The organism is Stenotrophomonas sp. YJH_SMC_138, from assembly GCF_059369855.1.
Map to the genome: position 1 here is coordinate 11,939 of NZ_JCAFTB010000011.1, position 14,766 is coordinate 26,704.

A 14,766-nucleotide genomic window follows, 5' to 3' on the forward strand; every position below is an offset into this window, starting at 1 on the left:
CACAGGATCGAACCGATGAGCCAACTGTCCCCCCTGCTGATCGAACTGGGCACCGAGGAGCTGCCGGTCAAGGCGCTGCCGGGCCTGGCCCAGGCGTTCTTCGACGGTGTTGTCGAAGGCCTGCGCACGCGCGGCGTCGCGCTGGAACTGGGTGATGCACGCCCGCTGTCGACCCCCCGCCGCCTGGCCGTGCTGCTGCCGGGCGTGGGCCGGGAACAGCCGGAACAGCACAGCGAAGTGCTGGGCCCGTACCTGAACATCGCACTGGACGCCGAAGGCCAGCCGACCAAGGCGTTGCAGGGCTTCGCCGCCAAGGCCGGGATCGACTGGACCGCGCTGGAGAAGACCACCGACAACAAGGGTGAGCGCTTCGTGCACCGCGCGGTGACCCCGGGCGCACGCACCGCCAGCCTGCTGCCGGAGATCCTGCGCGAGGCGATTGCAGCGATGCCGATTCCCAAGCCGATGCGCTGGGGCGGCCACACCTGGGGCTTTGCCCGCCCGGCGCACTGGCTGGTGCTGCTGCACGGTACCGAGGTGGTGGAGGCCGAACTGTTCGGCCTGCAGGCCGGCCGTGTCAGCCGTGGCCATCGCTTCCACCACGACCAGCCCGTGTCGCTGGCCCAGCCGCAGGACTATGTTGAAGCCCTGCGCGCCGCCTTCGTGCTGGTCGACCCGCGCGAGCGCCGTGCGCGCATCGTCGCCGAGGTCGAGGCCGCCGCGGCCAGGGCCGGTGGCAGCGCCCGCATCACCGACGACAACCTGGAGCAGGTGGTGAACCTGGTCGAGTGGCCGTCGGCGGTGCTGTGCAGCTTCGAACGCGCGTTCCTGGCAGTGCCGCAGGAAGCGCTGATCGAAACGATGGAGATCAACCAGAAGTTCTTCCCGGTGCTGGATGCCGCAGGCACGCTGACCGAGAAGTTCATCGGCATCGCCAACATCGAATCGAAGGACGTGGCCGAAGTGGCCAAGGGCTACGAGCGGGTGATCCGCCCGCGCTTTGCCGACGCCAAGTTCTTCTTCGACGAGGACCTGAAGCAGGGCCTGGCGTCGATGGGCGACGGCCTGAAGACGGTGACCTACCAGGCCAAGCTGGGCAGCGTGGCCGACAAGGTGGCGCGCGTGGCCGCCCTGGCCGAAGTGATCGCACCCCAGGTGGGTGCCGATGCCGTGCAGGCCAGGCGGGCTGCCGAATTGGCCAAGAACGACCTGCAGTCGCGCATGGTCAACGAGTTCCCGGAGCTGCAGGGCATCGCCGGCCGCCACTACGCCGTGGCCGGTGGCGAATCGACCGAGGTGGCGCTGGCCATCGACGAGGCCTACCAGCCGCGCTTCGGCGGTGATGACATCGCGCTGTCGCCGCTGGGCAAGGTGCTGGCCATCGCCGAACGCGTCGACACGCTGGCCGGTGGTTTCGCCGCGGGCCTGAAGCCGACCGGCAACAAGGACCCGTTCGCGCTGCGCCGCAATGCGCTGGGCCTGGCCCGCACGATCATCGAAAGCGGCTTCGAGCTGGACCTGCGCGCGCTGCTGGCCAGCGCCAACGCCGGCCTGGCCGCGCGCAACGTGCAGGCCGATGTCGGCGAGCTGTACGACTTCATTCTCGACCGCCTGAAGGGCTATTACGGCGACAAGGGCGTGCCGGCCACGCACTTCAACGCGGTGGCCGAACTGAAGCCGGCCTCGCTATACGACTTCGACCGCCGCCTGGATGCGATCGGCACCTTCGCCGCACTGCCGGAAGCCGAAGCACTGGCTGCGGCCAACAAGCGCATCCGCAACATCCTGCGCAAGGCCGAGGGCGACATTCCGGCGCAGATCGACCCGGCGCTGCTGCAGGAAGACGCCGAGCGCGCGCTGGCCGAAGCGGTCACCGCCGCCATCGACGACACCGGCGCCAGCCTGCACCAGAAGGACTACGTGGCCGTGCTGGCACGCCTGGCGCGCCTGCGCCCGCAGGTCGACGCGTTCTTCGACGGGGTGATGGTCAATGCGGACGATCTGGCGCTGCGTGGCAACCGCCTGGCGCTGCTGACGATGCTGGGCGAGCGCCTGGGCAAGGTCGCGGCGATCGAGCATCTGTCGAGCTGATGCCCGTATCGGTAGTGCCGGCCGCTGGCCGGCATTACCCCGCGCACCGCATCGCCGGTGGATGTCCATCGGGGTCATTGCCGGCATCGCGCACGATGCCGGCATCCTCGCCTGCATTCACGATGATCGCCACAAAGGTGCGTATTTTGACCGCCACTTAACAACCGATCCCGAATGACGTGATGCATTTCGCATCGTCACCTTCGGTCGGTATGCTGTCCCGCATGCAGCCAAAGAAATACGCCCTGCCGCTGATGGTCCTGTCGTTGGCCGCCACTTCCGTGGCCCACGCGCGCGGCACCATCGACAAGGTGGACATCAAGGGATTGGACAAGGGCGACGACGCCGCAATCATCGAGAACATCCAGGAATCGCTGTCGCTGTACGACACGATCGGCAAGGAACAGGGCGAATCACGCCTGGAGTACCTGCTGTCGCAGGCCGAGCGGCAGACCCGCCAGGCACTGGAACCGTTCGGGTACTACAACCCGGTGATCAAGGTCGAGGCACCGCGCGAGGACGAACACGTGCGCGTGCTGATCCATGTCGACAAGGGCACCCCGGTGACCGTGCGCCGCGAGCACATCGACATCACCGGCCCGGCGATGTACGACCAGTACCTGCAGGATGACCTGGCCGCGTTCAAGCCGCGCAAGGGCCAGCGCTTCGAGCACACCCAGTACGAAGCCAGCAAGATCACCATCACCCGGCGCCTGGCCGAGCGCGGCTACTTCGACGCCGACTACACCCAGCGCCAGGTGCAGATCACCCGCGCCGACAACGCCGCCGACATCGACCTGACCTGGGACAGCGGCCGCCGCTACAACATGGGCCCGGTGCGCTTCCAGCAGGACTACTTCGTCGACAAGCTGTTCGATCCACTGGTCTACTGGGACCAGGGCAGCTACTACCACGAGGGCAAGCTGGACCGGCTGCGCGAGTCGCTGACCAAGCTGGACTACTTCAGCGTGATCGACATCCAGCCGCGCCCGGACCAGGCCGACGAGAACGGCGAAGTGCCGGTGGACGTGAAGCTGACGCGCGCCAAGCGCACCATCTATACCGCCGGCCTGAGCTACGGCAGCGAGAGCGGCCCGGGTGTGCGCGGTGGCATCGAGCGGCGCTTCCTGAACAACCGCGGCCACAAGATGAACACGCAGCTGGACTATGCGCAGAAGCGCAAGAGCCTGGTCACCAGTTACCGCATTCCGGCCTTCAACTGGCTCGACGGCTGGTACACCTTCGCCGCCAGCGCGTACGACGAGCAGACCGATTACATCGACCTGCGCAACTTCAAGCTGATCGCCAGCCGCAGCGGCGAGATCAACGAGCACTGGACCGCGATCGCCTCGATCAACGCACTGCGCGAGCGCTGGCGCTACGCGTCCGGCACCGAATTCACCGACGCCGTCTACAACACCTCGACGCTGGTGTACCCGCAGATGGTTGCCGACTACGTCAACGTCGACGACGAGATGTTCCCGCGCAAGGGCATCAGCGGCGCGGCGACGGTGCGTGTCGGCGTGGAAGGCGCCGGCTCGGATACCAGCTTCGTGCAGGCCAACGCCGTGCTGCGCTGGTACATCCCGGTGGGTGAAAGCAACCGCCTGATCCTGCGCGGTGAAGGCGGCACCACGTGGACCAGCGACCTGGTGGCGATGCCACCGAGCCTGCGCTACTTCGCCGGCGGTGACCGCAGCATCCGCGGTTACGCCTACCGCGAAGTCGGCCCGCGCACACCCAAACCCGACAAATACGCGCTGGGCGCCAAGAACCTGGTGATCGGCTCGGCCGAGTACGAGCACTACTTCAATGGCGGCCCGTGGGGCGCGGCGGTGTTCGTCGATACCGGCAGCGCCTTCGACAACACCATTGACCTGCACACCGGCGTCGGCTTCGGCGTGCGCTGGAAATCGCCGGTGGGCCCGGTGCGCGTGGATATCGCGCATGGCCTGAACAACCCGGATTCACAGTTCCAGCTGTACCTCAACATCGGAGCGGACCTGTGAGCACGCCCGCACCCACCCCGAACACGCCGCCGCCGCGCGTGCGTTTCTACCGCCGCCGCCGCTTCTGGGCGTGGTCCGGCGTGGGCGTGATCGGCCTGGTGCTGCTGGCGTTGCTGGCGGTGTACTGGCTGCTGCAGACCGTGGCCGGCCGCGATGTGCTGCTGGCACAGGTGGTGGCGCGACTGCCGGCGGGCGCCAGCTTCACCTGGGACAAGGTGGACGGCCCGGTGGCCGGTCCGCTGACCCTGTACAACGTCGACTTCCGCTACGACGACATCCATTTCCACGCCGAGCGCGCGCACCTGGAGCCGGACCTGCGCCCGCTGCTGGGCCGCAAGCTGCTGCTGGACAAGCTGGAGCTGACCAACGCCACGCTGAACCTGGCCAGGAGTGACGAGCCGTTCAAGCTGCCATCGTGGCCGGATTCGCTGCCGCAGATCGAGATGCCGCTGGCGATCCAGGCCGATGCCATCGCCATCGACGGCTTCCGCATCAGCCAGGCCAACGAACCGGTGATCGACATCAGCCGGGTGCGCGGCGGCATCGAGATCGCCAATGGCGAGTTCCAGGCGCACAAGCTGGTGGTGGACAGCGACATGGGCAACTTCACCGCCCAGGGCCGTTACATTCCGGCCGAGGACTACGACACCGATGTGACGGTGACGGCGGTGCTGCCAGCACCGCGTGGGCGCACCGCCGCTACGGTGGGCCTGGTCGCACGTGGCGACCTGTCGCACATGGAAGTGGCCGTAGCCGGGCGCGCGCCGAAGCCGCTGCACGCGATGCTGGTGTTCGATGGCCGCACCGACCCGAGCTGGAGCGCCAGCATCCGCAGTGACGAGCTGGATCTGGCGCTGTTGTCGCCAGCATTGGCGAGCTCGGCGATTGCGCCGTTGTCGCTGGACTTCACCGCCGCCGGCAAGGGCGGCAATGCCAACCTGCGCGGCAGGGTGAAGCAGGGCGACCAGGAGCTGGAACTGGCACCGTCGGTGGTGTCGCTGCAGGACCAGGTGCTGAAGGTCTCACCGCTGCTGGTGAAGGGCCTCGGTGGCGAAGCGCGGCTGGAAGGCACCGCCGACTTCAGCCAGGACGATCAGCAGAAACTCAATTTCTCGGTGGTCGCACGCGATCTGACCTACGTGCCGGCACCCGACCCGAACACGGCCGGCAGCGCACCGGTGCCGGTCACCCTGAAGGAAGCACGCTTCGGCCTGGCCGGTACCCTGAAGGCCTGGGCGGCGATCGGCCGTGCCGAGATCGAACGCGAGGCGCAGAAGGCGCAGCTGCAGTTCGACGTACGCGGCAATGACCAGGCCGCGTCGATCCACCAGCTGCAGGCGCAGACGCCGGGTGGGCAGCTGCAGGTGGAAGGCCAGGTGGCCTGGGCGCCGCAGCTGGACTGGGACGCCAAGGCCACGCTTAAGGACTTCGACCCCGGCTATTTCGTGCCGGGCTGGAACGGCCGCCTGTCCGGCAACCTGGCCTCCAAGGGCCGTCAGCTGCCGCCGCCGGCCAATGCCGCACCGGGCACGGCCGGCACGCTGGAAGCCACCGTCGACCTGCCGTCGCTGAAGGGCATCCTGCGCCAGCGCAACCTTGATGCACAGGGCAAGTTCGCGCTGCAGGGCGCGCAGGGCCAGGGTGACCTGAAGCTGTCGCTGGGCAGCAGCCGGGTGACCGCGTCGGGCAAGATCGGCGACCGCCTCGACATCGATGCACGTTTCGAACCGCTGCAGCTGAGTGACCTGCTGCCGGGCGCCGACGGCGGCCTGCGCGGCCAAGTGCAGGTGAAGGGGCCGCGCGATGCGCCGGACATCACCGCCGACCTGGTCGGCAACAACCTCAACTGGGAGGGCTACGGCGCCGAGAGCGTGAGCATCAAGGGCCACCTGCCGTGGCGCGGCGACAGCGGCACGCTGGCGGTGCAGGGCCAGCAGGTCAACGCCGGCATGCTGCTGGAGCGCTTGAACGTGGATGCGCAGGGCAGTGTGTCCAACCTGCGCCTGGCTGCGCAGACCCGCAATGAGATGGGTGCGATCGAGCTGCTGGGCAGCGTGCGCCAGCAGGGGGCGCAGTGGCGTGGCGAGCTGGCCTCGCTGCGCATCGCACCGGTGAAGGGTGATGCGTGGTCGCTGCGTGCACCGGCGGCGTTCGCGATCAACGGCAGCACCTACACCCTGTCCGAAGCCTGCCTGGCCGCCGCCAGCAGCGGCGCGCTGTGCGCACAGGCCAACTGGCCGCGCGAAGGCCTGGTGGTGCGCAGTGACGCGCTGCCGCTGGCGCTGGTGCAGCCGTGGCTGCCGCCGCAGTCCGGCCGCCGCATCTACCTGCGCGGCGACGTCAGCCTGGACGCGCAGATCCGCCCGCGTGGCGCGGCCTGGGAAGGCCATGTGGAAGTGCGCTCGAAGGAAGGCGGCGTGCGCCTGGGCGAGAACCGCAACACCGTGGGCGATACCACCCGCGGCGAGCTGGTGCGCTATGACCAGTTCTCGCTGAAGCTCGACATGACCCCGGCCAGCATCAAGGGCTACCTGGGCATGGGCTTCCAGGGCAATGGCTTCGTCGACGCGAAGATGCAGACCGGCTGGGAAGCCAGTGCACCGCTGAACGGTGAGCTCTACCTCAACATGTCGCGGCTGTACTGGCTGGAGCTGTTCTCGCCGGACATCGTGCGCCCGACCGGCCTGATCGAAGGCCACGTCAGCCTGCGCGGTACGCGCGGGCAGCCGTCGCTGGGCGGCGACGCGCAGCTGAGCAACTTCAAGGGCGAATTCCCCGCGCTGGGCCTGACCTTCGACCAGGGCAAGGGCAGCTTCGTGGCACAGCCCGACGGTTCGGCCAAGATCACCGCGCAGGCCAACTCGGGCCAGGGCACGCTGTATGTCGACGGCGGCCTGTCGTGGTTCGGCGATGCACAGCCGCTGCAGCTGAAGATCCACGGCGAGAACGTGCTGCTGTCCAACACCAGCGAGCTGCGCATCGTCGCCAACCCCAACCTCGACTTCACGTTGGCCAAGGCGGCGATGGAGCTGCGTGGCACCGTGCACGTGCCCGAGGCCGACATCGACCTGGAGCGCCTGGACCGTGGCACCTCGGTGTCCGAAGACGTGGTGGTGCTGGACCCGGCCGATCCGGAAGAGTCGCGCACCTCGCCGCTGGACATGGACCTGACGGTCAGCCTCGGCGACAAGGTGAAGATGACCGGGTTCGGCCTGAAGGGCGCGCTGACCGGCAAGATGCAGGTCTGGGCCAAGCCCGGCCGTGAAATGACCGCCAATGGCGGCCTGGAAGTGAGCGGCCGCTACAAGGCGTATGGGCAGGACCTGACCATCACCCGCGGCAACCTCACCTGGAACTACAACGCGGTGTCCGACCCGCGCATCAACATCCGCGCCGAGCGCCGGATCGGTGATGTCACCGCCGGCATCGACGTGACCGGGCGTGCGCAGCAGCCGCGCGCGGACGTGTGGTCCGATCCGGCAATGTCGCAGTCCGAGGCACTGGCCTATCTGGTGCTGGGACGCAGCCTGACCGGTGCCAGCAGCGACCAGGCGCAGCAGGTCAACGCGGCCTCGGCGGCGCTCTCGGCGGGCAGCGGCCTGCTGGCTTCGCAACTGGGCGCCAAGCTGGGCCTGGACGACGCCGGCGTGAGCCAGTCGCGCGCGCTGGGCGGCTCGGTGATCGGTGTCGGCAAGTACATCTCGCCCAAGCTGTACGTCGGCTACGGCGTGTCGCTGGTCGGTGCCGGTTCGGTGATCACGCTGAAGTACCTGCTGCGCCGCGGGTTCGACGTGGAAGTGGAGTCGAGCACCGTGGAAAACCGCGGGTCGATCAACTGGCGGCGGGAGAAGTAACCCGCTGCCCCTCAACCACCCTCTGTGTCGGGATCGGTCTGGCTGACAACGGCGAAGGAGGGGGCTGGCCTGCGCGGACGAGGCCCGTGCGTGAGCATGCCGTGCCCATCTAGCGCCGACGGTGGCTCGACGGGCGCTGGCGCGGACGCCGTCCGCGATGGGGTGCCTCCAACGAAAGGCGTCAGCATGAGGACGCCAGACACGATGACCACCGAGGCATGAATTGCCACGTGTTTCATGCTGGACGTGCTGATCGCGATAGGGCGAGCGGCATCACCGAGCAATGCCAGCGCCGCCAGAACGGCCAGCACGACGAGAGCGCCCAGCAGGCAGCGGACAATGGCCACCTGCATCTTCATGAGATTGAAGTGCCCGGGTTGGGATACCGCCATCCAGAAGGCGACCTGATCCGTGTCCAGTGGCGCCAGCGTGTCACGGACACCATGCACTCCCAGACGCTGCATCGTTTGCCGCATGATGCCAGCACGCCCGGGCACGCTGGCCGACAGCAGCGATTGCAGCCAGTGCCACGGTCGGGTCAAGCGTTCCATGCGGGCATGGGCCTCGGTTACGGACACCCGGTCATGCGGTTGGTCCAGGGCTGCGGTGAGGGCCGTGTGGTTGCGCGGCTGCAGCTGCCAGCGGCGATGCAGCAGGTTGCGCCGTGCGCGGACCCGGTAGGGATCGATATCAGCCCGGATCTCATCCCAGCAGAAGTATCGACCCAGCAGATCGAAGTTGGACTCGCACAGCGGCTGGCCCTGGTGCAGCAGCTGCTGCAGTACCACGTCACCGATACGCGGCCTGTCGGCCAATGACCACAGCTCCGGGCGATGGGCCAGCCAGTGCTCGAAGCTGGCCGGGTCGGCGTCGCCGGCGGTGTTGATCAGCAGGCGCGCAAACCGGGGCAGGTTCAATGATGGCTCCACCACATCGTCCGGCATGTCGGTGTCGGGCGTGCATGGATGATGCAGCACCGGCATGTGGTCCATCGGCGAATGGCTGTCGTACGGCGCCGGTGGGCCGGGTGGGCTGTTGTCTGCAGGCGGCGTCGACAGCGCTTCTGCACTGCTTTCCTCCTGCCATTGCGTGCGGCTGCGTGCCCACAGCAGGGCCTGCTGGTAAGCCTCGTGCAGCGCCTGGAATGCCACCGGGTCTTCGTCCGGGCGTGCCGCGCGCAGTCTCTGCGCGTAGGCGCGCTTGATCGCCTTTTCGTCGGCGCTGGCGTCGAGCCCGAGAGCGTCCAGTGCCCGGTTCACACGGTGTTTCCAGAAGCAGGTGGAGGCAGGTCGATCGACAGGCGACGGCACCTGTCACGCAGGAACCAGGTGGTCCATAGCAGCAGGACCAGGGCGCAGCCCACTTCGGGGACGAACATGCCGATGCCCGGTCCAATCAGGTTGCGCGGCCGGAATCCCCGGCCATCCTCGCGCCGGATCCAGCGTGCCGTCGCCAGAGCAAGGCCAGGGAACAGCAGCAACGTACCTTCCAGCCGCAGATCCAGGCCATGGACCAGGATCAGGCTGGCGAGGGCGATCAGCGGCGCTGGCAACGCCAGCAGCCATCCCCAGCGCGAAGGGGGCAGATCCAGCGTCAGCTGGCGCAGCGCCCAACGGACATGGACCCACAGAGCGCCGGCCAGGGCGAGCAGGACCCCGAGCAGCACTCCGCCTATGCCGAGCGCGGCGGCGGTGCGCAGGTCACGCTGGGCAAGACTCATGAGAGTCGAGCCACCGGCAATCGCGAGCGTCAGGGCAGCCAACAGGCCGCCCCGCAGCGCATTGACCTGGCAACGCCAGCGGTTGGGACGGGAAACGTCGGCAAGGCTGCGCCAGAACTGCACCTGCTGCCGATCCCAGGCGGCGGGCAATGGCTCCTGGCCGCCGCGTTCCAGCGCATCCAGCAGCGCGTTGACCTCAATGATGTGCTCGGGCAGCTGCGCCTGCCAGAGGGATCGTCGCGCGTGCCATGGCTGCGACAGGTAGCGCAGGCAACGCGCAAGGGTGACCCTCCCCAGCCGCAGGCTGCCCTCTTGTTCAAGCAGTGCCGACAGCTCTGCCGCATTCCCGGTCTCGGCGGCCCAGCGTCGATGACCGCGCGACTGGATCGATGCCAGCCTGTCCGGGTCCACGCCATCGTGTACATCATCCCAGCCAAAGCAGCGTGCCAGCAGACCCATGTTGGCTGCGCTGACGCTGTTGTGACTGCGTGCCAGTTCATCCAGCAGCGCGTCGCCCACCAATGGCTTGTAGCGCAGCGACCACAGCACCGGCGTGGCCTCCAGCCAGGGGCCGAAGTCTTCAGGGGAAGACAGATGGGCCATGCGCAGGATCGTGTGCGCATGGCCCGATACGTGGACCGCTCCCTCCAGTTCCGCCACTGGTGCCGTGCGCAGCAGCACAGGCGTGCCGCGAGGTGGCCATGGAGGCGAGTACGAACGCGTTTCGGGCGGCGCCCATGCCACGTCTGCGTCGGGCGGCCAAGGTGCGATGTCGGTTGCATGCTCCGCCGGTTCGTCTTCGTCCGCGATATCGGCCAGCGCTTCCTGGCGGACCCAGTCCAATGCCGCCTGATAGGCCTCATGCAGGTGCTGGAAGGCGACCGGATCCTCGTCGGGTCGAGTCACCCGCAGGCGCTTTGCATAGGCGCGCTTGACCGCGCGCTCGTCAGCCGTTTGGTCCAGCTCCAGGACGTGCAGTGCCCAGCTCATGCATCGCGCTCGAGGGCGTCGAGTGCCTCGTCCAGCTGACGGCGATGACGCTCGACGGCAACGGCATCCTGGCTCTCCAGCACATGGCGGAAGCTGCTCAGCCACGACTGCAACTGTTCACGGTGATGGATGCGTTCCTCGTACAGGCGCTCGGTGCGGGCGATCACCGCGAGGTTGGGCTGGGCGTCACGCGGGTGGATCTTCAGCGCTTCCAGCGCGCGCAGGCGCTGCTGGATCTCTTCGGGTGACAGCAGCCCGGGATTCTGTTCCAGGATGAGCTCGTGGCGCCTGCCGGTGGCATCCTCGGTGACTTCCACCTGCAGCAGCCCGTTCACGTCGTAGGTGAAGCGGGCGGTGACGCTGCGTTCCTGCATCGGGACAGAATGGGTCAGCGGCACGGTCAGCTCACCGAGCTTGATGTTGCGATCCACCGTCGGGCTCTCGCCCTGGAACACGTCGATGCGGATGGCACTTTGCCGCTCGTGCAGCGGGTAGAAGCGATCCTCGCGGCTGACCGGCACCACGCTGTTGCGCTGGATGATCGGGTGGAAATAGCCGCTGCGCTCGCCACCGGCAGCATCCTGGCGGGACACCTGCGTGCCAAGCGTGTAGGGGCAGACATCGGTCAGCACGACTTCGCGCAGCGATTCGTCGCGCGCCTTCAATCCCGCTGCAACGGCGGCACCCAAGGCAATCGCCTGGTCCGGATGGACATGGCGCAGCGGCAGCCGGCCGAACATGCGGGTCGCAAGCCTGCTGACCATCGGCATGCGTACCGCACCGCCGACCAGGATGATGTCGTCCAGCGCCTCGGGCTTGAGCCGGGCGTCGCGGATCGCGCGCTCGATGGGCGCGCGCATGCGCAGCAGCAGTGGCTCGCAGAGCTGGGTGTAGCGAGCTTCATCCAGCTGCCACTGGCGTTCGCTGCCGGCCAAGGGCAACTGCAGGCTGGCAGTGCCGCTCTGGCTGAGTTCGCGCTTGAACAGTTCCAGCCGACGCAGCAGCTGCGCCTGCTCGGCAGCGGACAGGTCGCTGGCGGACGTGCCCTGGTCGGCGTGGAAGGCCTGCACGAGTACCTGCAGGAAATCCTCGCCGCCCAGGAAATTGTCGCCGGCGCTGGCATGCACTTCGACCACGCCATCGAACAGTTCCAGGATGGAGACGTCGAAGGTGCCGCCGCCCAGGTCCAGCACCAGCACGCGGCCTTCGCCGTCACGCTCCTGCAGACCATAGGCCAGCGCAGCGGCCGTGGGTTCATTGATCAGGCGCTCGACGCGGATGCCGGCCAGTTCGCCGGCGGCCCGGGTGGCCTTGCGCTGGGCGTCGGAGAAGTAGGCCGGCACGCTGATCACCGCTTCCTCCACCTTGTGGCCCAGGGCGGCTTCGGCGTCGGCCAGCAGCGAGCGCAGCACCATGGCCGAGAGCTCCTCGGGACGGAAACTGCGCTCACCCAGCCGGGTCTCACGGTCGCTGCCCATCCAGCGCTTGAAATGGGCCACGGTCTGCTGCGGATGGCTGACCAGGCGGTCACGGGCCGGCTGGCCGACCAGTACGGCACCATCGACGAGGCTGACCACCGAAGGGGTCAACAGCTCGCCATGGGCATTGGGGAACAGCTGCGGCCCTGCTGCCGTGTGCCTGCCGATGAGGGAATGGGTGGTGCCAAGATCGATGCCGACGATCATCTGCGAACGTCCGATGTGCAGAAAACGGCAATTCTAGGAGCGCGGCGCAGGCCTGACTATCGGGCGTTGCCCGACAGCGCCCCACGGGCTATGGTCCCGGGCTGTTCTGTCGTACCGGATTGCCTCATGTCATCACGCAAAGCCCTTCCCACCGCCCTGGCCCTGGGCCTGACCCTCGCCACCGGCGCCCACGCCGATGAAGGCATGTGGATGCCGACGCAGCTGCCGGACCTGGCCCAACCGCTGCAGGCCGCTGGCTTCAAGGGCAATCCGGCCGACCTGGCCAACGTCACCGCGCCGCCGCTGAGCGCCGTGGTGCGCGCCGGTGGTGGCACCGGTTCGTTCGTGTCCGCCGACGGCCTGCTGCTGACCAACCACCACGTGGCGATGGGCGTGATCCAGTACAACAGCTCGCCCGAGCACGACCTGATCGCTGGTGGCTTCATCGCCAGCGACCGTGCCGACGAGCGCCCGGCCAACCCGGACTTTCGCGTGCTGGTCACCGTCGGCTTCGACAAGGTGACCGACCAGGTGCTGGCGCAGGCCCGTGGCAAGACCGGCCGTGCCTACTTCGATGCCGTGGATGCAGCCAGCAAGCAGATCGTGGCCGAGTGCGAGAAGGACGGCAGCGTGCGCTGCTCGGTGGCCAACATGTACTACGGCACCGATTTCTACCGCATTGCCCAGCTGGAACTGAGCGACGTGCGCCTGGTGTATGCGCCGCCGCGTGCGATCGGCAACTACGGCGATGAGATCGACAACTTCATGTGGCCGCGCCACACCGGCGACTTCACCCTGCTGCGCGCCTACGTGGGCAAGGACGGCAAGCCGGCCGCCTACAGCAAGGACAACGTGCCCTACCAGGCGCCGGCACACCTGCAGATGTCGGTGGAAGGCCCGAAGGAAGGCGATTACGCGATGCTGGCCGGTTACCCGGGCATCACCTACCGCCACCGCACCGCGGCCGAATTCGCCGGCCAGATCGATACCGTGCTGCCGCGCCGCGTATCGGTGTTCCAGCAGATGATCGACACCATCGAGGCCGCCAGCGCCAAGGACGCGCAGGCGCGTACCCGCTACGCCTCGCAGCTGCAGTCGCTGAAGAACAACCGCAAGCGCGCCGCCGGCGAACTGGAAGGCCTGCTGCGCAGCGATGCGAAGGCCCAGCGTGCCGCCGACGAGACGGCCATGCTGGCTGCCACCGACCGCAGGTACCAGGGCGACATCAAGGCGCTGCTGGCCAACCTGTCGCAGGGTGCGGCGGTGGGCGAGCGTGACCTGCTGCTGGAGCAGATGGCCGCGCAGAGCCAGCTGCTGCGCTCGGCGCTGCTGCTGGAGCGCCTGCGCATCGAATCGGCCAAGCCGGACGCGCAGCGCGAGAGCGGCTACCAGCAGCGCGACCAGGCGATGATCGAAGGGGTGCTCAAGCAGGTCCAGCGCCGTTACGCGCCGGAGGTCGAGAAGGCTCTGCTGACCACCCTGCTGACCCGCTACCAGCAGCTGCCGGACGCGCAGCGCGTGGCCGAGTTCGACGCGGCCTTTGGTCGTACCCCACAGCAGCTGGCCAAGGCGCTGGACACCCTGTATGCCGGTACCCAGCTGGGTGAGGAAGCGCAGCGCCTGTCGCGCTTTGCCGCCGCACGCGAAGGCAAGGCACTGGCCGCCGATCCGCTGATCAGCGTGGCCGGTCCGCTGGTGGCCGCGCAGCTGCGCATCGAGAACGAGAGCAAGACCCGCGAAGGCGAGCAGCTGCGCCTGCGCCCGGCGTACATGCAGGCGCTGTTCGCCTGGCGTGCCAAGCAGGGCCGCGCGGTGTATCCGGATGCCAACCGCACCCTGCGCATCAGCTACGGCAAGGTCGAGGCGCTGCACCCGCGCGATGGCGTGACCTACTCGCCGGTGACCACCGTGGCCGGCATCGTCGAGAAGAACACCAACGCCTACCCGTTCGATGCACCCAAGCCGTTGCTGGCCGCGATCGCCAAGGGTGACTTCGGCAGCACCGCCGATCCGGCACTGAAGACCCAGACGGTCAACTTCCTGACCAACCTGGACACCACGGGCGGCAACTCCGGCTCGCCGGTGCTCAACGCCAGGGGCGAACTGATCGGCCTGAACTTCGACAGCAACTGGGAGTCGGTCAGCGCCAGCTGGTGGTTCGACCCGCGCTACAAGCGCGCCGTGCACGTGGACATGCGCTACCTGCGCTGGCTGCTGGCCAAGGTCTACCCGGCGCCCGAGCTGCTGAAGGAAATGGGCGTGCCGGCCCAATAACGCCGGTACCTGGCAGGCGCCCACCGCTTCCTGGTGGGTGCCCATTGATTCCCGGTAGGTGCCCACTGTTAGTGGGCACGGATGTCCCCGTCACGACCAACGGTCGTGACCCACCAGACGGATCAACGATCGTGACCTACTGC

General features: G+C 67.9%; 7 protein-coding genes. 4 read left to right on the plus strand and 3 right to left on the minus strand.

All coding sequences use genetic code 11. From position 1 onward, the window contains the following. Positions 1 to 15 precede the first annotated feature (15 nt). The 3 genes from glyS (at position 16) to AC5P7I_RS19035 (ending at position 7,954) form a co-directional block, all read left to right on the plus strand. Positions 16 to 2,091, plus strand: coding sequence for a glycine--tRNA ligase subunit beta (gene glyS / locus AC5P7I_RS19025; protein WP_262087740.1), 2,076 nt, complete (start codon positions 16 to 18; stop codon positions 2,089 to 2,091). Positions 2,092 to 2,303: 212 nt separating this feature from the next. After that, positions 2,304 to 4,100: an autotransporter assembly complex protein TamA gene (locus AC5P7I_RS19030; RefSeq protein ID WP_262087863.1), complete on the plus strand. Its 1,797-nt coding sequence runs from the start codon at positions 2,304 to 2,306 to the stop codon at positions 4,098 to 4,100. Next, entirely contained in the window at positions 4,097 to 7,954 is a 3,858-nt protein-coding gene (locus tag AC5P7I_RS19035; protein WP_262087741.1) for a translocation/assembly module TamB domain-containing protein, read from the plus strand. The genes AC5P7I_RS19030 and AC5P7I_RS19035 overlap by 4 nt, the downstream gene beginning before the upstream one ends. A gap of 11 nt (positions 7,955 to 7,965) precedes the next feature. Here the strand turns inward: AC5P7I_RS19035 and AC5P7I_RS19040 are convergent, their stop codons facing one another. From AC5P7I_RS19040 to AC5P7I_RS19050, 3 genes are all read right to left on the minus strand, one after another. Continuing rightward, positions 7,966 to 9,213: a J domain-containing protein gene (locus AC5P7I_RS19040; protein WP_032957845.1), complete on the minus strand. Its 1,248-nt coding sequence runs from the start codon at positions 9,211 to 9,213 to the stop codon at positions 7,966 to 7,968. Next, entirely contained in the window at positions 9,210 to 10,355 is a 1,146-nt protein-coding gene (locus AC5P7I_RS19045; RefSeq protein ID WP_262219415.1) for a heat-shock protein, read from the minus strand. The genes AC5P7I_RS19040 and AC5P7I_RS19045 overlap by 4 nt, the downstream gene beginning before the upstream one ends. Positions 10,356 to 10,660: 305 nt before the next feature. Further along, on the minus strand, positions 10,661 to 12,349 hold the full coding sequence (locus tag AC5P7I_RS19050) for a molecular chaperone HscC (RefSeq protein ID WP_032957843.1): 1,689 nt from the start codon (positions 12,347 to 12,349) through the stop codon (positions 10,661 to 10,663). Between the two features lie 126 nt (positions 12,350 to 12,475). Here AC5P7I_RS19050 and AC5P7I_RS19055 point away from each other — a divergent pair, with 126 nt between their 5' ends. After that, complete coding sequence (locus AC5P7I_RS19055) at positions 12,476 to 14,623, plus strand: S46 family peptidase (protein WP_262087742.1); 2,148 nt, start codon at positions 12,476 to 12,478, stop codon at positions 14,621 to 14,623. Positions 14,624 to 14,766 lie beyond the last annotated feature (143 nt).